The 19,984-nt window shown below is 63.6% G+C and carries 16 protein-coding genes and 4 tRNA genes; 4 read left to right on the forward strand and 16 right to left on the reverse strand.

Annotation, left to right across the window (positions count from 1 at the left end; genetic code table 11):
• Positions 1 to 75: 75 nt before the first annotated feature.
• The 8 genes from BM154_RS02525 to leuC all read right to left on the reverse strand — a co-directional run bounded on the left by BM154_RS02525 (position 76) and on the right by leuC (position 10,586).
• A complete protein-coding gene (locus BM154_RS02525; protein ID WP_074880601.1) occupies positions 76 to 708 on the reverse strand; it encodes a phosphoribosylanthranilate isomerase in 633 nt (210 codons plus the stop codon).
• A gap of 85 nt (positions 709 to 793) precedes the next feature.
• Positions 794 to 1,624: a tRNA pseudouridine(38-40) synthase TruA gene (gene truA / locus BM154_RS02530; RefSeq protein ID WP_074882325.1), complete on the reverse strand. Its 831-nt coding sequence runs from the start codon at positions 1,622 to 1,624 to the stop codon at positions 794 to 796.
• Between the two features lie 175 nt (positions 1,625 to 1,799).
• A complete protein-coding gene (locus tag BM154_RS02535) occupies positions 1,800 to 4,616 on the reverse strand; it encodes a motility hub landmark protein FimV (protein WP_074880603.1) in 2,817 nt (938 codons plus the stop codon).
• 147 nt (positions 4,617 to 4,763) lie between these two features.
• Positions 4,764 to 5,771, reverse strand: a complete 1,008-nt coding sequence (locus BM154_RS02540) for an aspartate-semialdehyde dehydrogenase (RefSeq protein ID WP_074880606.1) — start codon at positions 5,769 to 5,771, stop codon at positions 4,764 to 4,766.
• A gap of 137 nt (positions 5,772 to 5,908) precedes the next feature.
• Positions 5,909 to 7,021: an aspartate-semialdehyde dehydrogenase gene (asd, locus tag BM154_RS02545; protein WP_074880609.1), complete on the reverse strand. Its 1,113-nt coding sequence runs from the start codon at positions 7,019 to 7,021 to the stop codon at positions 5,909 to 5,911.
• A gap of 54 nt (positions 7,022 to 7,075) precedes the next feature.
• Positions 7,076 to 8,158 (reverse strand): 3-isopropylmalate dehydrogenase, encoded by a 1,083-nt coding sequence (gene leuB / locus BM154_RS02550; RefSeq protein WP_074880612.1) that lies wholly within the window; start codon positions 8,156 to 8,158, stop codon positions 7,076 to 7,078.
• A gap of 341 nt (positions 8,159 to 8,499) precedes the next feature.
• Positions 8,500 to 9,147 carry a 3-isopropylmalate dehydratase small subunit gene (leuD, locus tag BM154_RS02555; RefSeq protein ID WP_074880614.1) on the reverse strand — a complete coding sequence of 216 codons (648 nt, stop codon included), beginning with the start codon at positions 9,145 to 9,147 and terminating at the stop codon, positions 8,500 to 8,502.
• A gap of 11 nt (positions 9,148 to 9,158) precedes the next feature.
• Entirely contained in the window at positions 9,159 to 10,586 is a 1,428-nt protein-coding gene (gene leuC / locus BM154_RS02560; RefSeq protein WP_074880618.1) for a 3-isopropylmalate dehydratase large subunit, read from the reverse strand.
• A 317-nt stretch (positions 10,587 to 10,903) separates the two neighbouring features.
• On the opposite strand from leuC, the gene BM154_RS02565 reads away from it, so the two are divergent.
• On the forward strand, positions 10,904 to 11,785 hold the full coding sequence (locus BM154_RS02565) for a LysR family transcriptional regulator (protein ID WP_074880621.1): 882 nt from the start codon (positions 10,904 to 10,906) through the stop codon (positions 11,783 to 11,785).
• A 116-nt stretch (positions 11,786 to 11,901) separates the two neighbouring features.
• Positions 11,902 to 14,823 carry a sensor domain-containing phosphodiesterase gene (locus BM154_RS02570; RefSeq protein WP_074880624.1) on the forward strand — a complete coding sequence of 974 codons (2,922 nt, stop codon included), beginning with the start codon at positions 11,902 to 11,904 and terminating at the stop codon, positions 14,821 to 14,823.
• Between the two features lie 51 nt (positions 14,824 to 14,874).
• On the opposite strand, the gene BM154_RS02575 is transcribed toward BM154_RS02570, so the two are convergent.
• The gene (locus BM154_RS02575; RefSeq protein WP_070886739.1) at positions 14,875 to 15,327 is read right to left on the reverse strand and encodes an Hsp20 family protein; all 453 of its coding nucleotides are present in this window, start codon (positions 15,325 to 15,327) and stop codon (positions 14,875 to 14,877) included.
• 118 nt (positions 15,328 to 15,445) lie between these two features.
• Here BM154_RS02575 and BM154_RS02580 point away from each other — a divergent pair, with 118 nt between their 5' ends.
• Positions 15,446 to 15,598 (forward strand): SDR family NAD(P)-dependent oxidoreductase, encoded by a 153-nt coding sequence (locus BM154_RS02580; protein ID WP_083414440.1) that lies wholly within the window; start codon positions 15,446 to 15,448, stop codon positions 15,596 to 15,598.
• Here the strand turns inward: BM154_RS02580 and BM154_RS02585 are convergent.
• The gene (locus BM154_RS02585; protein ID WP_074880627.1) at positions 15,582 to 16,595 is read right to left on the reverse strand and encodes a tRNA dihydrouridine synthase; all 1,014 of its coding nucleotides are present in this window, start codon (positions 16,593 to 16,595) and stop codon (positions 15,582 to 15,584) included. The genes BM154_RS02580 and BM154_RS02585 overlap by 17 nt on opposite strands.
• Before the next feature lie 157 nt (positions 16,596 to 16,752).
• On the opposite strand from BM154_RS02585, the gene BM154_RS02590 reads away from it, so the two are divergent.
• Complete coding sequence (locus tag BM154_RS02590; protein ID WP_074880630.1) at positions 16,753 to 17,142, forward strand: hypothetical protein; 390 nt, start codon at positions 16,753 to 16,755, stop codon at positions 17,140 to 17,142.
• A 4-nt stretch (positions 17,143 to 17,146) separates the two neighbouring features.
• Here BM154_RS02590 and BM154_RS02595 read toward each other — a convergent pair whose 3' ends face one another.
• From BM154_RS02595 to gltX, 6 genes are all read right to left on the reverse strand, one after another.
• Positions 17,147 to 17,581, reverse strand: coding sequence for an acyl-CoA thioesterase (locus BM154_RS02595; RefSeq protein ID WP_074880633.1), 435 nt, complete (start codon positions 17,579 to 17,581; stop codon positions 17,147 to 17,149).
• A gap of 220 nt (positions 17,582 to 17,801) precedes the next feature.
• A tRNA-Glu gene (locus tag BM154_RS02600) sits at positions 17,802 to 17,877 on the reverse strand.
• 47 nt (positions 17,878 to 17,924) lie between these two features.
• A tRNA-Ala gene (locus BM154_RS02605) sits at positions 17,925 to 18,000 on the reverse strand.
• Between the two features lie 49 nt (positions 18,001 to 18,049).
• Positions 18,050 to 18,125 (reverse strand) — tRNA-Glu (locus BM154_RS02610).
• Positions 18,126 to 18,184: 59 nt separating this feature from the next.
• Positions 18,185 to 18,260, reverse strand: a tRNA-Ala gene (locus tag BM154_RS02615).
• Between the two features lie 157 nt (positions 18,261 to 18,417).
• Complete coding sequence (gene gltX, locus BM154_RS02620; protein ID WP_074880635.1) at positions 18,418 to 19,899, reverse strand: glutamate--tRNA ligase; 1,482 nt, start codon at positions 19,897 to 19,899, stop codon at positions 18,418 to 18,420.
• Between the last annotated feature and the right edge of the window lie 85 nt (positions 19,900 to 19,984).

Below are 19,984 nucleotides of genomic sequence, written 5' to 3' on the forward strand. Positions count from 1 at the left end.
ACCCGGCTCGACCACGAAAAAAGGCGCGGGCTGTCCGCGACGCTAGGAGTATGGACGGCTCGCTGCGCGGCGCCGTCACATCAGCTCTCCAACCGCACGCACGGCGCGCACGAAATCCTTGACCTTGGCGGCATCCTTGATGCCCTTGCTCGCCTCGACGCCGCCACTCACATCCACCGCATAGGGGCGCACCTGGGTGATGGCTGCCGGCACGTTATCGGCGGTCAGGCCACCGGCCAGGATCACCGGCTTGCTCAACACGGCCGGTACCAGCGCCCAGTCGAACGCCTGCCCCGTACCACCGGGTACACCGTCCACATAGGTATCGAGCAGCACCGCTCGGGCACCCGGGTAGGCATCCACCAGCGCGGCGACATCGTCCTCGGCGCGCACCCGCAGCGCCTTGATATAGGGCCGAGCGAGCGCGTCGCAGTCGGCGGCGCGCTCATTGCCGTGAAACTGCAGAAGATCCAGGGGCACGGCGGCCAGCACCGCTTCGATCTCGTGTTGCGGCATGTCCACGAACAGGCCCACGGTGGTCACGAACGGCGGCAAGCCGGCCAGGATGGCCTGGGCCTGCTGCACCGAAACCGCACGCGGGCTGCGTGCATAGAACACCAGGCCAATGGCATCGGCACCTGCCGCCACGGCGGCCAGCGCATCCTCAAGTCGGGTAATCCCACAGATCTTGCTGCGAACGACTGACAAAAGACGAATACCTCCGCGAAAGGCCGGATGGTAACAAATGACCGACCAAGACGCGCCATTAATTGCTGCGCCCCGCCCTGCACGCTCAGCGTGCCGCCACGTCTTCCAGGCCGGACAGAAAGTGCGGCCCCAGGTAGCGGGTCGGCAAGTCGAATTCTTGCGGGTAATCCACCTGCACCAGATACAGGCCGTAAGGGTGCGCCGTGACCCCGCCGGTGCGCCTCACGCCGGTCTGCAGTACCTCCCCTGCCCATTCCACCGGCCGCTCGCCGGCACCGATGGTCATCAGCACGCCGGCGATGTTGCGCACCATATGATGCAGGAAAGCATTGGCACGGATATCCAGGACGATAAAACGGGCATGCTGCAGCAACTCCAGGTGATGCACCGTCTTGATCGGCGATTTGGCCTGGCATTGCCGGGCACGGAAGGCGCTGAAGTCATGGGTGCCGAGAAATACCCGCGCAGCCTCACGCATGCGCTCGATATCCAGCGGGCGATGGTTCCAGGTCACTTCCTCGGCCATGTGCGCCGGGCGAATCTGGTCGTTGTAGATCACGTAGCGATAGCGCCGTGCCATGGCGCAGAAGCGCGCATCGAAATGGCTGGGCATGGCCTTGGCCCAGGTTACGCTGATGTCGCCTGGCAGGTTCATGTTGGCACCCATCACCCAGGCGTGCATGGAACGCTCAACCGCGGTGTCGAAATGCACCACTTGGCCACTGGCGTGCACCAGGGCGTCGGTACGCCCGGCACAACTGAGCGTCACGGGCGCGCCACCGGCAACCTTGGAAAGGGCTTTCTCCAGGGCCGCCTGGATCGAAGGCACGCCGTCACGCTGGCGTTGGAAGCCACGGTAGCGGGCGCCGCGGTATTCGACACCCAGGGCAATCTTGTAAATGCCGACGGCAGCCATTTCGGCTGCCGTCATTGGTTCGTTAATCAATTGGTGATGACCAGATCAGAGCTGCAATGCCGGCAATTATACCGCCACGATGCCTGGCTAGCATGCCGGCAGCCGATTTAGTTGTGCGCAGCAGATGCAAAAACGGCAGCCTGAGGGGCTGCCGTCAATGCCAATCAACTGCTCGTCAAACCAGTTTGCCGATCAGCTCGCGCGCTTCCTGCTGCTGACCTTCGTTACCTTCTGCGATCACTTCATCGAGGATGTCACGGGCACCCTCGGAATCCCCCATGTCAATGTAAGCCCGCGCCAGATCCAGCTTGGTGGCTGTCTCGTCGGTACCGGAGAGGAAGTCGAAGTCATCGTCTTCATCGAGTGACACTGGCTCGGCCTGCAGGTCCTGCGGCGCCTGGCCTTGCTGCTCAAGACTCTCGACCAGTTGATCGAGCTCGGCGGTCACGTCGTCGAGCTGGGCGGCAAAGCTGGCACCACTGCTCGGCTGCTCGGGCTCGTCAGCGAGCGACAGGTCGAAGTCCGCAGGCAGGCCAAAATCATCCCCCTTGTGGTTATCCAGGGCCGCTGACAGGTCCGGCAGATCAGCAGCCGGCTTGTCGGCTTCATCATCCAGGCTCAGCAGGAAGTCATCGTCCTGCGCAGACGCCGGAGAGGCCGGCGTATCGAGATCCAGATTGAAGTCCGCCAGCTCACCACCCAACTCCTGGCGATTGCTGGTCTCGCTGCCCAGATCCAGGTCGAAATCCACTGCGTCATCCTTTTTGACAACCGGCGGCTCGGCTGGCAGATCCAGGTCGGAGTCCAGGCTCAGGGTGTCGATCTCGTCGAAGCTGGCAGCGCCATCCTGCGCCTTGGGCTGCGGGTCTGCCGCGAATTCTGCCTCGAGGGCGTCCAGATCCAGGTCAAAGGCGTCGTCAGCGGCTGGCTGTCGCGCCAGCTGCGGCTCGGGCTCGTCCAGCGCCAGATCATCCAGACTGAAGGAGTCCAGGTCATCGGCTGCGGCATAGGCCGCCACGGCCGCGGAGCCACCGAGCACGACCATCGCCGGGTAACGGCTCTTCAACTGCTCGACCTGGGCATTGGCGCCACCGATCTCGCGCAGCTCGTTTTCCTGACGGGCGAAGCCTTCGCGGTCACCCAGCTCGGCATACACTTCCATCAGTTTCAGGCGCAGGTCGGTGCGCTGCGGCTCATCGTTGATCGCGTTGTGCAGCAGCTCGGCGGCCTGGTTGAAGCGACCGTAGGCGATATAGATATCGGCCTCGCCCAGGGCGTCGCCGGTCTGAGCAGTGACGCGCTCCTCACCTAGGGGCTGCGACAGGGCAACCTGATCGTCCGACAGCTCGTTCAGGCTGTCGGCAGGCAGCTCCAGGTCGCTGTCGAAACGGTGGGTGTCTTCTTCATAGACCGCCAGGCTGGCTTCTTCCTCTTCGGCCTTGCGAGCATTACGGCGCGACAGGATCAGCAGCACCAGCAACAGCGCCAGCAGCAGACTGCCGCCGATCAGGCCCAACATCATGGGGTTGGCCAACAGGTTGTCGAGGGCGCTGTCTTCTTCGACCGGCTCGGGCGCCGCGGCGACCGGTGCCTGGGCAGGCACTTCGGCAGCAGGCGCAGCCGGCTCGGCGGGTGCAGCGGCCTCCGGAGTGGGCGCAGGCGCGTTCTCGGCGGCTGGTGCCTCGACAGCCGGCTCGCCAGCTGGCTGGGCGACCGATGGGTCGACAGGCGCCGGCTCCGGCGCGGCCTCATTGGCGGCGGGCGGCTCACCGGCTGGCGCAGCGGCAGCTGGGGTTTCGGCAGGCGGGGTTACCGGTGCGCTCGGAGCGGCGGCAGCGCCAGCAGCAGCGTTGTCGGCGGCCTGGCCAGCCGGTGCCGATACATCGGCCTGCAATTTGGCCAGCTGATTGTCTTTGAGCTGAATGAGCCGCTGCAGCTTGTCCAGCTGGCTCTGCAGATCGCCCATGCGATCCTTGAGTTCGTCGTTCTCACGGCGCGTGGAGTCCAGGCTTTCCTGGGTCACGGCAAGCTGGTTGGCCAACGCGGCATTGTTGGCGGTGCCGCTCTCGCTGCCAGCAGTCGCCTTGCCGGCTTCGGCGGCGACCAGCTTGAGCTTGTCCTCGGCGGTGACCTGGGCCGGCGCGGCGCCAGCACCACTGCGGCGGGTCGCGTCGATCTGCCGGGTACCGGCAGCGGCCGGCGCGCTACGCCCCTGACGCCAGGCACTGTTCTGTTCACCGACCTGGGCCAGGGCTTCGGACTGGCTGCGGCGGGCGATCTGCTGGTCATCGGGCAGACGCAGTACCTGGCCGCTCTTCATACGGTTGATATTGCCACCGATAAAGGCATCGGGATTGAGGTCCTGGATGGCCAGCATCTTCTGGTGAACGCTACCGCTGCCACCTGCACGCTGGGCAACTTCCCAAAGCGTGTCGTTGGCATTGGTCCGGTAGTCACCGCCGCTGGCGCTGCCGGCACGCGGCGCAGCTGGCGTGGCCGAAGGCGCAGCGGCACGCGGCGCGGCACTAGGGGCCGGGCGCGGTGCCGGTGCAGCAACCGGCAACTGCGGGGCAGCGGCGGCCTGCGGCGAGTACAGCGGTGGATCGAGCAGCAGGGTGTACTCGCGCAGCAGACGGCCATTGGGCCAGAGCACTTCGACGAGGAAATTCAGGTAGGGCTCGCGAACCGGCTTGCTCGAGGTGACACGAATCACGCTCTTGCCGTTGGGTTTGACGATGGGCGTGAACTTGAGGTCGGTCAGGAAATACTGGCGATCGACACCCGCCTTGTTGAACTCTTCCGGAGAGGCCAGCGACGGGCGCATTTCCGCGGCGGACAGATCGCGCACGTCCAGCAATTCAATTTCCGCTACCAGAGGCTGGTTCAGAGATGACTGCAGTGTCAGCTCGCCGACACCCAGCGCATGCGCCATACCGGAAGACAGCGCCGTCGCCGCAGCGATAGCCAGTACCAGTTTACGAACCCGAACCATAGCCTTTTCCTTTGTGTTAACTGTCTCTCGCGCAACGAGAGGATAGGTGATCGTCGGCTGCCCCTTTGCAGGCCCCCCAGTCAACGATCAGCGCGCTCAGTAATTGCCAAGCTCGAATAAATATGCAGATTTCCGGATAAGTATCTTTTACAGATGGTGTTTTATCAATAACTCGCCCAGTTGCACGGCGTTCAAAGCCGCACCTTTTCGCACATTATCAGACACAATCCACAAACTGAGCTCGCAGGGGTCATCAATCCCGCGCCGCACGCGGCCTACGTAGACTTCATCCTGGCCGACGGCATCACCGATAACCGTAGGGTAATCACCGGCATCCACCCGCTCGATGCCCACAGCGGCGTCCAGTGCGGCAATCACCTTGTCCAGCTCTACAGGTGTAGACGCCTGCACGGTGACACTCAAACTATCGCCAAAAAATACCGGTACCTGATGGCAACTGACGGTGACATTCAGCGACTGATCAGCGAACAACGCCTTGATGTCCGCATTGGTACGGCGCTCCAGGCGGCCATGGCCATCGGCATCCGGCTCGTCAACCTGGGCGAGCACGTTGAACGCCATCTGCCGATCGAACAGACGAGGCTCGAGCGAACGACCGTTGAGCAGCTCGGCGGTTTGCCGCGCCAGTTCTGACACGCCCTCACGCCCACGACTGGAGACCGCCAATCCGGCGTCGATGACCAGCCGGCGCACCTGTACCTGTTCGCCCACGGCCGCAAGCACCAGAGCGACGGCCACCGCCACCGAGGACGGACTGGTCACGGCGAAAGGTGCTTCACCGGCGATTGCCGCGCCGTTTACTTCCGGCACCACCCGTGGTGCCACCTCACTGGGCAGCGCCCCGGTCACATCGATCAGCGAGCAGCCAGCCTTGCGCACCGCTTCGACGTGGGCCAGGGTCACCGCCTGATCGGCGGCGAAGAACACCAGTTGCACGCTGCGAAAATCAAAACCCTCAACGGTACGCACTCGCAGGTTGCGGCCCTTGAAGGCCAGCGTACGGCCGGCCGACTCGTTACTGGCCAGCAGGTGCAGGTCAGCGACCGGAAACTCGCGCTCTTCGAGGATTTGCAGCAGGGATTCGCCGACACTGCCGGTGGCGCCGACGATGGCGATAGCAAAGGTAGAAGTCATGGAGAAAGGCTGACGCTCGGTGGCTGAAACAGACCGGCACTCTACCGAAAAGCAAAGGGGCGGGCGACGGCAATCGCCAGCGACTGCCCTCTACCCGCCCCCACAGACGGCACACCAGGCGGCGTGCCGGAAACCCATCAGCGCTCCAGCAGGATGCGCAGCATACGCCTTAGCGGCTCGGCAGCGCCCCACAGCAGCTGGTCGCCCACGGTGAAGGCGCCCAGGTACTGCGAGCCCATGTTGAGCTTGCGCAAGCGACCGACCGGTACGCTCAGGGTGCCGGTAACGGCCGTCGGGCCGAGTTCGCGGATGCTCGCTTCGCGGTGGTTGGGCACCAGCTTGACCCAGGGATTGTGCTGGCTGATCAAGCCTTCGATGTCGGTCAGCGGCACATCCTTGTTCAGCTTGATGGTCAGCGCCTGGCTGTGGCAGCGCATGGCGCCGATGCGCACGCAGATGCCGTCGACCGGAATCGGATTCTTGAAGCGACCGAGGATCTTGTTGGTTTCCGCCTGGGCCTTCCACTCTTCACGGCTCTGGCCGTTGGGCAGCTCCTTGTCGATGTAGGGAATCAGGCTGCCGGCCAGCGGTACGCCGAAGTTGTCGACCGGGAACGCATCACCACGCATGGCCTCGGCGACCTTGCGGTCGATGTCGAGGATGGCGCTGGCCGGGTCGGCCAGCTCATCGGCCACGGTGGCATTGATGGTGCCCATCTGCTTGATCAGCTCGCGCATGTTCTGCGCGCCGGCACCGGAGGCCGCCTGATAGGTCATGGCGCTCATCCACTCGACCAGGCCGGCTTCGTAGAGGCCGCCCAGGGCCATCAGCATCAGGCTGACGGTGCAGTTGCCGCCGATGTAATTCTTGGTGCCGGCATCCAGCGCATGGTCGATGACCTTGCGGTTGACCGGGTCGAGCACGATCACCGCGTCGTCGGCCATGCGCAGCGAGGACGCCGCGTCGATCCAGTAGCCCTTCCAGCCGGCTTCACGCAGCTTGGGGAAGACTTCGTTGGTGTAGTCGCCGCCCTGGCAGGTGAGGATCACGTCCAGGCCTTTGAGCTCGTCGATGCTGTAGGCATCCTTGAGCGCTTCGGTTTCCTTGCCGATGGCCGGACCCTGGCCGCCGACATTGGAGGTGGTGAAGAACACCGGCTCGATCAGATCGAAATCCTGTTCTTCCAGCATGCGCTGCATGAGCACGGAACCGACCATGCCACGCCAACCGATAAGACCTACACGTTTCATAACCACTACACCTATATGAACAAGCCGCCGGCCACTTTCCGACGGCCTGGAAGATTACAGACTACGCAGCGCTTCGACTACTGCATCACCCATGGCTGCCGTGCCGACCTTGGTCGTACCGGCCGAGTGGATGTCGCCAGTGCGCAGGCCCTGGTCGAGCACGCGGCTGACCGCCTGCTCGATGGCATTGGCGGCCTCGGTCTGGTTGAAGCTGTAGCGCAGCATCATGGACACCGACAGGATGGTCGCCAGTGGGTTGGCGATGCCCTGCCCGGCAATGTCCGGAGCGGAGCCGTGGCACGGCTCGTACATGCCCTTGTTGTTGGCATCCAGGGACGCCGACGGCAGCATGCCGATGGAGCCGGTGAGCATAGAGGCTTCGTCGGAGAGGATGTCGCCGAACATGTTGTCGGTGACCATCACGTCGAACTGCTTGGGCGCGCGCACCAGCTGCATGGCCGCGTTGTCGACGTACATGTGGCTCAATTCGACGTCCGGGTAGTCCTTGGCGACTTCCTCGACCACCGCGCGCCACAGTTGGCTGGAGGCCAGTACGTTGGCCTTGTCCACCGAGCACAGTTTGCTGCCACGTACGCGGGCCATGTCGAAGCCGACCTTGGCGATGCGACGGATCTCGCTTTCGCTGTACGGCAGGGTGTCATAGGCCATGCGCTCGCCATTATCGAGCACCTTGCTCTCGCGCGGCTGGCCGAAATAGATGCCGCCGGTCAGCTCGCGGACGATCAGGATATCCAGACCAGCCACTACTTCGGGCTTGAGCGACGAAGCGTCAGCCAGCTGCGGGTAAAGGATGGCCGGGCGCAGGTTGGCGAACAGCCCCAGCTGCGAGCGGATCTTCAGCAGGCCGCGCTCAGGGCGGATGGCCGGGTCGATCTTGTCCCACTTAGGGCCACCGACCGCGCCGAGCAGCACGGCGTCGGCAGCGCGGGCGCGCTCCAGGGTTTCGTCGGCCAGCGGTACGCCGTACTTGTCGACGGCGGCGCCACCCAGCTCGTCGAACGACAGCTCGACATCGAGGGCGAACTTGTCGTTGGCCAGGCGCAGCACCTTGACCGCTTCGGCCATGATTTCAGGGCCGATACCGTCACCGGGAAGAACCAGAATCTGCTTGCTCATACGTTTTCCTTCATTACGTTCGGATCGCCGGCCTTGCCGTGTGCGACCTGTGAAAACCCGAACAGGCCCGCGGCCATCACCCTGCAGCGAGGGGCGCCATGTTCGGCGTCCGTCGCGGCGCGGTCAAGGCGCTACGGGCCCATTCGCTGATAACACGTAACCTGTTCTTTCCGCGCCACCACCAGGGCACCTCTAAAACCTACCTGCGTTGCCATCGCGGCGTTAAAAACAGGCTCAAAATGCTCATTTACAATTCGTAAACTGTGCTTTTTCGCCTGTTTTTGCCTTGCGCTGACGGCCTCGCCTACGTTTTTAGAGATGCCCAGTTGGCTTGGGCCGGCTTACTTGATAGCGCCAAACAACCACGGCTGACGCTGCTGGTAACCGACCTCGAAGGCACGAATCGACTCGGCGTCCTGCAGGGTCAGGCCGATGTCGTCCAGACCATTGAGCAGGCAATGCTTGCGAAAGGCATCGACCTCGAAGCTGTACTGCACGCCGTCGGGGCGGGTCACGGTCTGCGCGGCGAGGTCGACGGTCAACTGGTAACCTTCGGTGGCTTCGGCCTGTTCGAACAGCGCATCGACTTCCTCTTCAGCCAATACGATCGGCAGCAGGCCGTTCTTGAAGCTGTTGTTGAAGAAGATATCGGCGAAGCTCGGCGCAATCACGGCGCGGAAGCCGTATTCGTCCAGCGCCCAGGGCGCATGCTCGCGACTGGAGCCGCAACCGAAGTTCTCCCGCGCCAGCAGCACGCTGGCGCCCTGGTAGCGCGGGAAATTGAGCACGAAGTCCTTGTTGATCGGCCGATTGGAGTTGTCCTGGTTCGGCTGGCCGACATCCAGGTAACGCCACTCGTCGAACAGGTTGGGGCCGAAGCCGGTGCGCTTGATCGACTTCAAGAATTGCTTGGGGATGATCTGGTCGGTGTCGACGTTGGCACGGTCGAGCGGGCAAACCAGGCCGGTATGTTGGGTGAAGGCTTTCATCATCTCTCTCCTCAGGCCTGGATCAATTCGCGCACATCGATGAAGCGGCCGGTCACCGCGGCAGCGGCGGCCATGGCCGGGCTGACCAGGTGGGTACGACCACCGGCGCCCTGGCGGCCTTCGAAGTTGCGGTTGGAGGTCGAGGCGCAGTGCTCGCCGCTGCCAAGCTTGTCCGGATTCATCGCCAGGCACATGGAGCAGCCGGGTTCACGCCATTCGAAACCGGCCTCGATAAAGATCTTGTCCAGCCCTTCGCTTTCCGCCTGGGCCTTGACCAGACCGGAGCCCGGCACTACCAACGCCTGTTTGACGGTGGCGGCGACCTTGCGGCCCTTGGCCACCTCGGCGGCAGCACGCAGATCCTCGATCCGCGAGTTGGTGCACGAACCAATGAACACGCGATCGAGCCGGATATCGGTGATCGGCTGGTTAGCGGCCAGGCCCATGTACTTGAGGGCGCGGGTGATCGAATCCTTTTTCACCGGGTCGCTTTCACGGGCCGGGTCCGGCACGTTCTGGTCGACGGCCAGGACCATCTCCGGCGAGGTGCCCCAGCTGACCTGTGGCTTGATGTCTTCGGCACGCAACTCGACCACGGTGTCGAAGTGCGCATCGGCGTCGGACACCAGGTCGCGCCATACGGCAACCGCCTGCTCCCAATGCTCGCCCTTGGGCGAATAGGGGCGATCCTTCACGTAAGCGATGGTCTTCTCGTCCACCGCCACCAGGCCAACCCGGGCACCGGCCTCGATGGACATGTTGCAGATGGTCATGCGCCCTTCCAGGGACAGCTCGCGAATCGCGCTACCGGCGAATTCCAGGGCATGGCCGTTACCGCCGGCGGTGCCGATCTTGCCGATCACCGCCAGGACGATGTCCTTGGCGGTGACGCCAAACGGCAACTTGCCTTCGACGCGCACCTGCATGTTCTTCATCTTCTTGGCGACCAGGCACTGGGTGGCGAGCACGTGCTCGACTTCCGAGGTGCCGATGCCGTGGGCCAGTGCGCCGAAGGCGCCATGGGTCGAAGTGTGCGAGTCGCCGCAGACCACGGTCATGCCCGGGAGGGTGGCCCCCTGCTCCGGGCCGACCACGTGGACGATGCCCTGGCGCACGTCGTTCATCTTGAATTCGAGGATGCCGAAGTCGTCGCAGTTCTCGTCCAGGGTCTTGACCTGGATACGCGAGACTTCATCGGCAATGGCGTCCAGGCCGCCGAGGCGCTCGGCGCGGGTGGTCGGCACGTTATGGTCCGGGGTGGCGATGTTGGCGTCGATGCGCCACGGCTTGCGGCTTGCCAGACGCAGGCCTTCGAAGGCCTGGGGCGACGTCACTTCGTGAAGAATGTGGCGGTCGATGTAGATCAGCGACGAGCCGTCGTCGCGTCGCTTCACTTCGTGCATTTCCCACAACTTGTCGTAGAGCGTCTTGCCAACCATCAGCCTGTTCCTCATCAGTCTTCGGGCACTTCTAAAAACTACCTGCGTTGTCATCGCCGCGTTGAAAGCAGTCTCAAAATGCTCATTTACAACCCGTAAACTCCGCTTTCTCGCCTGCCTTCGCCTTGCGCTGACTGCCTCGCCTACGTTTTTAGAGGCGCCCGTTCTATGCCGGGGCAATAGCCCCGTGGCTTATGGGGAGAATGCTATGCGCGGCTGGCGAATAACTCCAATTCATATTTTTCATCCAGAAGATTCCTGGTCGGAATTCATATAGCATCGCGCGATCACCCGTCTGGATCGCCATTGGAAGACCTATGGATCTCGCCACCCTCAATGCCTTTATCGCCATCGCCGAACTCGGCAGCTTTTCCGAGGCGGCGATACGCCTGCACCTGACCCAACCGGCAGTCAGCAAACGCATCGCCAGCCTCGAGCAGCAACTGCGTGTGCGCCTGTTCGACCGCCTGGGCCGCGAGGTGAGCCTGACCGAGGCCGGCCGCGCCCTGCTGCCGCGCGCCTACCAGATTCTCAATGTACTGGAGGATACCCGGCGGGCATTGACCAACCTCAATGGCGAGATCACCGGCCGGCTGACCCTCGCCACCAGCCACCACATCGGCCTGCATCGCCTGCCGCCGCTGCTGCGCGCCTTTACCCGCGCGCACCCGCAAGTGGCGCTGGACATCCAGTTTCTCGATTCGGAAGTGGCCTATGACGAGGTATTCCATGGCCGCGCCGAACTGGCGGTGATCACCCTGGCGCCGGATACCCGCGACCCGGTGCGCGCCGTCCCGGTATGGAATGATCCACTGGATTTCGTCACCGCCCCGGAGCATCCCCTGGCCCAGGCCAGGGGCGTGACACTCGCCGATGTCGCCCTGCACCCGGCGGTGTTTCCCGGCGGCAACACCTTTACCCACCATATCGTGCAGCGCCTGTTCGAGGCCGAGGACCTGACGCCCAACATCGCCATGAGCACCAACTACCTGGAGACCATCAAGATGATGGTTTCCATTGGCCTGGCCTGGAGCGTGTTGCCACGTACCATGCTCGATGAGCAGGTCGCCCGTCTGCCGCTACCCGGCATTCAGTTGTCGCGCCAGCTCGGCTATATCGTGCACACCGAGCGTACCCTGTCGAACGCTGCCAGGGCCTTCATGCAACTGCTCGACGGCCAGCGTGACAGCTTGCTTTAGCGCCTGGGCAACGGCTAACGTGAACACCCATAGCGGCCATCTGCCGGTATCCAAGCGGCACACGTGCCAACAGCCCGGTCAACCGTTCCCAGCGGGCTTTTGTAGAGGAAAGCTCAATGGGCAACTCCAACGACAAACGCCCACCATTGCCCCATGTACCGGTGCTCGATCCGGCCGAGTTCGAAAAGACCTGGCACGACAGCCAGCACCTGCTGGCCGCCCTCAATGGTGCGGGGCTCGGCGCCTGGTTCTGGAACGTCGACACCGGCGAGGTCAGTTGGTCGCGTGGCGCCCAGAAGGTCTTCGGCCTCGACCCGACCCGGCCGCTCAGCGCACCGGTCGACTACATCGGGCTGATTCCCGAGGAGGAGCGCGACGAGGTGCTGCGCCTGTTCCAGGCAGTGGTCGACGGCTCCCCCACCACCGAGCCCATCCGCCATCGTATTCGATTGCCCAATGGCAGCCTGCGCTGGATCGAGATCACCGGCAGCCTGCAGGCCGGCGACGGTGGCCAGAACCGGATGTTCGGCGTGATCCGCGACATTACCCGCCAACGCACCCAGGAACAGGCGCTGGCCGACAGCCAGGAGCGCCTGCGCATGGCACTCGAGTCGGCGGATCTGGGCACCTGGGATTGGCATATCCCCAGCAACACCATGTTCGCCTCGCCGCGCGCCGCCGCGCTGCATGGCCTGCCTGCCGAACCTTTCCAGGGCCGTTTTCCGGATTTTTTCCGCCATGTGCCCGCGCCGGACTTCGAGGCGCTGCGCCAGGCCTACCGCGACCTGCTAGCCGATAACGGCCAGGATTCTCAGCTCACCTATCGAACATTGCATGCCAACGGACAGACCTACTACCTGGAGAGCACCGCCAAGTTGCACCGCGATGCCCAGGGCCAACCCGTACGCATGACCGGCATCATGATCGACACCAGCGAGCGCACCCTGCGCGAGCAACGCCTGCAAGCCTCCGAACGCAAGTTCGCCACGGTCTTCCAAGCCAGCCCGGATCCGATCTGCGTGACCACGCTGCCCGAAGGCCGCATTCTGGAGATCAATCCGGCCTTCACCCAGGCCTTCGGCTGGCGGGCCGCGGAAGTCACCGGCCGCAATATCTTCAAGCTCGCACCCTGGCAGGCGCTGGCGGGGGATTCGCCACTGCGCGCCAAGATTCTCAGCGGCACCGACCTCACCGACGAGCGCATCGATCTGCGCGACCCCCAGGGCCGCCTGATGAGCTGCATCGTGTCCTGCAGGCGCCTGGAGCTCGCCGGCCAACCCTGCGTGCTCAGCAACTATCGTGACATCACCGAACAACAGCGCGCCGAATCGGCGCTCAAGGCCAGCCAGGAGAAGTTTTCCAAGGCCTTTCACTCAAGCCCGGATGCGATCACCATCACCACCCGCGACGCCGGCCGCTATATCGAGATCAACGACGGCTTCACCCGCCTCACCGGCTACAACGCCGAGGAAGTCATTGGCCGCACGTCCACCGAAGTGGGGATCTGGCCCGACGAGCAACAGCGCCAGCGCCTGCTCGAGACCCTGCGACTCGAGGGCCATATCCAGCGTATCGAGATGACCGGCCGCGATCGCCACGGCAATCAGCTCGAGGTGGAAGTCTCCTTCGAGCCGATCGAACTGGATGCTACGCCCTGCCTGCTGGTAACCGCCCGCGACATCGGCGAACTCAAGGCCGCCCAGAAACAGATTCAGCACCTGGCCTACCATGACCCGCTGACCAGCCTGCCCAATCGCGCACTGCTGATGGATCGCCTGACCCAGCAGATCGCCCTGCTGCAACGCCATGGCCTGCGCGGCGCCCTGCTGTTTCTCGACCTCGATCATTTCAAGCACATCAATGACTCGCTCGGCCACCCGTTCGGTGATGCGGTGCTCAAGCTGATCACTGCCCGCCTGGAAGTCAGCGTACGCGAAGAAGACACCGTGGCGCGCCTGGGCGGCGACGAGTTCGTGGTGCTCCTCACCGGCCTCGAGGGTGACCTGCAGCAGGTCATCAGCCACGCCGGCCTGGCGGCCGAAAAGCTACGCACGCTGCTCAGTGAGCCGATGCTGCTCGACGGCCATCGTCTGCAGGTCACGCCAAGCATCGGCATTGCGCTGATCCCGGACCACGGCCAGACACCCGCCGACCTGCTCAAGCGCGCCGACATCGCCCTATACCGCGCCAAGGATTCGGGGCGCAATACCATCCAGCTGTTCCACAGCTCCATGCAGCACGCTGCCAGCGAGCGCCTGCGCCTGGAGAACGAGTTGCGCACGGCGCTGAGCCGCGGCGAGTTCGAGCTGTATTTCCAGGCCCAGGTGGATGCCCGCAGCGGCCATGTGATCGGTGCCGAGGCCCTGCTGCGCTGGGCTCACCCCACCCTCGGCGAGCAATCACCGGCACTGTTCATCCATGTGCTGGAGGAAAGCGGGCTGATCCTCGAGGTCGGCGCCTGGGTGTTGGTCGAAGCCTGCCATGCCTGCGCGCAACTGCTCGAGGAGCGCATCATTGATGAGCACTTCAGCCTGTGCGTGAACATCAGCACGCGGCAGTTCCGGCAAAGCGACTTCGTCGAGCGCGTCGAGCATTGCCTGCGCAACAACAGGCTGCCCCACGGCATGCTCAAGCTGGAAATCACCGAAGGGATCGTCATCCAGGACATCGACGACACCATCGCCAAGATGAATCGCCTGCGCCAATTGGGCGTGAGCTTCGCCATGGACGACTTCGGCACGGGCTACTCGTCGCTCACCTACCTCAAACGCCTGCCGGTGAACGTGCTGAAGATCGACCAGTCATTCGTACGCGATGCCACCAGCAACCCAAGCGATGCGGAAATCATCCGCGCCGTGGTGGCGCTCGGCCTGAGCCTGGGCCTGGAAGTTATCGCCGAGGGAGTGGAGCAGCAGAGCCAGCTGGATTTTCTGCAAAGCCAGGGCTGCCACTGCTACCAGGGCTACCTGTTCAGCCGCCCGCAACCGCTGCAGGCCTTTCGCGCCCTGCTCGCCCACGCAGCCGACACCGTCAGCTGAAGCAGAAAAGGCGCCACGAGGGCGCCTTTTCCGTTGTACCGGTGATGGAAATCAGTTCTCCAGCGCCGGACGTGCAGACCCGATCGGGATTCGCTTGGCCTTGGCCTCTTCCGGTACATGGCGCTCCAGCTCGATATTGAGCAGGCCGTTCACCAGGCTGGCGCTCTTGACCTCGATATGATCGGCCAGACGGAACGACAGCTTGAACGAACGCTGAGCGATGCCCTGATAGAGGTAGGTGACATTGTCACCGTTGCCATTGCCCGCACGCTTGCCGCCGGTCACGGTCAGCACGCCACGTTCGACCTGCAGGTCCAGATCTTCATCCTGGAAACCGGCTGCAGCGATGACGATCCGGTACTGGTCGTCGGCATGCTTCTCGACGTTGTAGGGCGGGTAGCTGCTGCTCGTCTCGTTGCGCATCGCCGACTCGAACAGATCGTTGAAGCGGTCGAAGCCAATGGACTGACGGAACAGCGGGGTCATGGAAAATGCAGTGCTCATGGTAAATCTCCTGATTAGTCAGCGAGTGATTAGGTGCGGGACCCGTCTTCGGCATCCCACGGTGAAAAAAATGTGGATGCCGAAAAAAATTTCAAGGGCCTGAAAAGGAGATTTTTTGATGAGCAAGGTGATCCTCATCACCGGCGTCAGCCGCGGCATCGGTACGGCCACCGCGCGCCTGGCCGTCGGGCGTGGCTACCGCGTGGTGATCAATTATCGGCGCCAGCGCGAGACAGCCGAGGCGCTGCCCGACGTCACTGGAGGTCGCTGAGCGCCTCGCCGTCCGCCTCGTATATCGGCAGGACGTTCGCCTCCGCCGGCGCAATGCTTACCCCCAGCAACGCATCGATGGCCTCGCAGCGGGTTTCCCGGCGCACCAGGGCGAACAGCTCGACCGCCTCGGGGTAGCTGCGAGTGAGCATCGCCAGCCACTGCTTGAGTCGCCCCGGCGCATAGCGCGGGGAAATCTTGCGGCGTGCCTGCAGCCAGAAATCGGCGAGCAGCGGCTGCAGCGCCTCCCAGCTCATCACACCGGCATCCTCGCCTGCCCGCGCCGCCGCGATCTGCCGCGCCAGATCGGGTCGTGCCACCACGCCGCGGCCAAGCATGATGTTCTCGGCGCCGCTGACCTCGCGGCAGCGCCGCCAGTCGTCCAGCGACCAGATATCGCCGTTGGCATATACCGGCACGGCGACCACTTCCTGCACTCGCGCCACCCACTCCCAGTGCGCCGGCGGCTTGTAGCCCTCGACCTTGGTGCGCGCGTGCACGACGATCTGCGCGGCGCCTCCCTCGGCCAGGGCCCGGGCGCAATCGAGGGCGAGATCCTTGTGATCGAAGCCCAGGCGCATCTTGGCGGTAACGGGAATGGCCGCCGGCACGCTGCGACGCACCTCGCGCACGATGGCGTGCAACAGCTCGGGCTCCTTGAGCAGCACCGCCCCGCCGCGGGACTTGTTCACCGTCTTGGCCGGGCAGCCAAAATTCAGGTCGATCACCGGCGCACCCAGCACACAGGCATAGGCGGCATTGTCACCCAGGCACTTGGGATCGGAGCCGAGCAGTTGCACACGTAGTGGCGTGCCGGCCGCGGTTCTGGCGCCATTGAACAGCTCCGGCGCCAGCTTGCGGTAGGTCGACCTGGGCAGCACGCGATCGGTGACGCGGATGAACTCGGTCACGCACCAGTCGATGCCACCCACCCGGGTCAGCACGTCGCGAAGGATTTCATCGACCAGCCCCTCCATGGGCGCCAGGGCGATCTGCATGGCGGTACTCTCGAAAAGATAGTGGCGGCATCTGCATGCCGGTGAAAGGCGGCGCGTAGTGTAGCGGCGAGACTCGCATCAGCCCAGCGGCTCGGCAGCTGAACACCTGCCATCACGGGCAGTCCATTGCATTACCGAATGCCAACCTGGAATGACCATGAGCCGACTTCGCTTGCCCGGCGCACCGCTGGCCCTGCTGCTGATCAGCACGGCGAGCTTTGCCGTGACGCCCATCTCCGAGGGCGTGCCTATCGACCCGGCGGCCACCGCCAAACTGATCGTCAGCCGCGACCGCAACGCGCCCAATGCCTGCGACCTGCAGCTGCGCGTCGACGAGCAATTGGTGGTGGCACTGCCAGCCGGTGAGAGCGTCACGCTGGACGTACCCAGCGGCGAAAGGACCATCGTCCTCACACCCTCACGGGAAGGTTTCTGCGCCCAGGTAGAGCTGGCGAGCAGCCAGTCGATCCTGTTACAGCCTGGTGAGGTCCGAAGCTACCAAGCCGTTTACGAAGAACAGAAGCTGTTTCTCGCACCGCAACCCTGACGCTTCAGGCAGGCAGCAGTGCCTTGCCATAGCCTTCGACGAACTCGGCCGGCATGCGCTTGGGCCGCCCGCTGGACAGCTCGATGCACACGAAGGTGGTGCGTGCACGCAGCAACGTGGCGCCATCCTGCGGGCGTATCAGCTGGAAGCAGCGATCCATCTTCAAGCGCTGGTCGGACTCGACGATCCAGGTGCCCATGACCAGTTCCTGGCCTTCGTAGGCACTGCTCAGGTAATCGATCTCGTGACGCACCACCGCCATGGCGCGATCCAGGCGCCGGTACTCGACCAGATCCAGCCCCAGCGACTGCGAATGCCGCCAGGCGCAGCGCTCCAGCCAGGCAACGTAAACGGCGTTGTTGGCGTGGCCAAGGCCATCGATATCCTCGCTGCCGACCAGCAGCTCGATGGTGAACGGGTCGGGGCGGTCCCAGTTCATGACTGACGCTCGCGCATGGGTGCACTCGGCAGTGCGGTGATATAAATCAGCTTCATGCGGTAGCCTCCCTTGTCGACGCGGTGAGCCCGACCTTAGGGGCTTTGCCTGCTGCAACGCAAGCGCAGCAGCGTAGGCGAACGGCACTTTTTCGAGCGCGCAAAAAACAAAAGGGCCACTTCGTGAGAAGTGACCCTTAAAAATCCCGCAGAGCGGGCAAAAATGGCGTCCCCTAGGGGACTCGAACCCCTGTTACCGCCGTGAAAGGGCGGTGTCCTAGGCCACTAGACGAAGGGGACGAAACCTTCGAAGAACAAGGCCAGCACTAGGCTGGCCTGTCGTGGATTGGTGGAGCTAGACGGGATCGAACCGTCGACCTCTTGCATGCCATGCAAGCGCTCTCCCAGCTGAGCTATAGCCCCAGAACCTTGCGGTCTGGCTGCAGCACCAAGGCGCTGCAGCTGGAAATAATGGCGTCCCCTAGGGGACTCGAACCCCTGTTACCGCCGTGAAAGGGCGGTGTCCTAGGCCACTAGACGAAGGGGACGCAAATGCCCTTCTTTACAACTCAACCTGTTCCTAGGAACCGGTTGTGGCATCCGAGATTGGTGGAGCTAGACGGGATCGAACCGTCGACCTCTTGCATGCCATGCAAGCGCTCTCCCAGCTGAGCTATAGCCCCATCTCGAGGACGGGGCGCATGTTAAGTGCACCCCTGCACCCTGTCAACAAAAAATTAGCGCCTGCCTTATTTTTTTTCGCTGACATAACAAACACTTACCGCAAACCGCGGGCTGCCAGTCGCACACCGCGACCAGCGGCCGAAAAACCACCGGTGATCAGGCGATGCTGGCCAGCAGCTTTTCCCATTCCTTGTTCTCCTTTTTCGACACGCCACCGAGCAGCTCGATGGCCTGGCGCAGGCGGAAACGGGTAAGGTCCGGGCCGAGAATCTCCATGGCGTCGAGCACCGACACCGAGCTGGCCTGACCGGTGACGGCGGCGAACATCAGCGGCATGGCATCGCGCAGCTTCAGCTCAAGGTGCTCGACCACCGCCTGGATGCACCCGGTGATGCGCTCCTTCTCCCACTGGCGCAGCGCTTCGAGCTTCCAGAGGATCAGTTGCATGAGCTGACGCACCTGATCGTCGGACAGCTTCTTGTGGGCGAACAGCGCCTTGTCCGGCTGCACGCCACCGGCGAAGAAGAAGCTGGCCAAGGGCGCGATCTGGCTGAAGGTTTCCACCCTGCCCTGCACGTGCGGCGCGATCTGCATCAGGTAGTCGCTGTTGAAGGCCCACTTCTGCACGCCAGCGGCGAATTCCTCGACGCTCAGGTCGCGCATCCACTGGCCGTTGAGCCAGGACAGCTTCTCCAGATCGAAGATCGGCCCGCCAAGGGAAACGCGCTGTACGTCGAAGTGCTCGATCATCTCCTCGAGGGTGAATTTCTCGCGCTCGTCGGGCATCGACCAGCCCATGCGGCCCAGGTAGTTGAGCATCGCCTGGGGCAGGAAGCCCATGCGCTCGTAGAAGGTGATCGAGGTCGGGTTCTTGCGCTTGGACAGCTTGCTCTTGTCTGGGTTACGCAGAAGCGGCATGTAGCACAGCTGCGGCTTCTCCCAGCCGAAGTACTCATAGAGCAGGATCAGCTTGGGCGCCGAGGGCAACCATTCTTCACCACGCAGCACATGGGTGATCTTCATCAGGTGGTCGTCGACCACGTTGGCCAGGAAGTAGGTCGGCAGGCCATCGGTCTTCATCAGCACCTGCATGTCCATGCGATCCCACGGGATCTCGACATCACCGCGCAGCATGTCCGGCACCACGCAGACGCCCTCGCTCGGCACCTTCATGCGGATCACGTGGGGCTCGCCGGCGGCCAGGCGGCGCTGCACTTCCTCTTCGGAAAGCAGCAGGCCGCGACCGTCGTAGCGCGGCGTCTCGCCACGGGCCATCTGCTCGGCACGCATCTGGTCGAGTTCTTCCGGGGTGCAGAAGCAGTAGAAGGCATGGCCCTTCTCCACCAGCTCCAGGGCGTACTTGCGGTAGATCTCGCCGCGCTCGCTCTGCCGATAGGGGCCATAGGGGCCGCCGACGTCCGGGCCTTCGTTCCACTCGATGCCCAGCCAGCGCAGGGCGTCGTAGATCTGCTGCTCCGACTCGCGGGTCGAGCGCACCTGGTCGGTGTCCTCGATACGCAGGATGAACTCGCCGCCGTGCTGCCTGGCAAAGCACAGGTTGAACAGGGCGATGTAGGCAGTACCGACGTGAGGATCGCCAGTGGGCGACGGGGCGATGCGAGTGCGAACGGTGGTCATGGAAAGTCCCGAGCAAGTAAGACTGAAAATGGCATGGGCCGACCCGCGCCCGGGCAGCATAAGCGACCGGCGCAGGTGCCATGGA

It is taken from the genome of Phytopseudomonas argentinensis (genome assembly GCF_900113905.1).
Taxonomy (GTDB): Bacteria; Pseudomonadota; Gammaproteobacteria; order Pseudomonadales; family Pseudomonadaceae; genus Aquipseudomonas; species Aquipseudomonas argentinensis.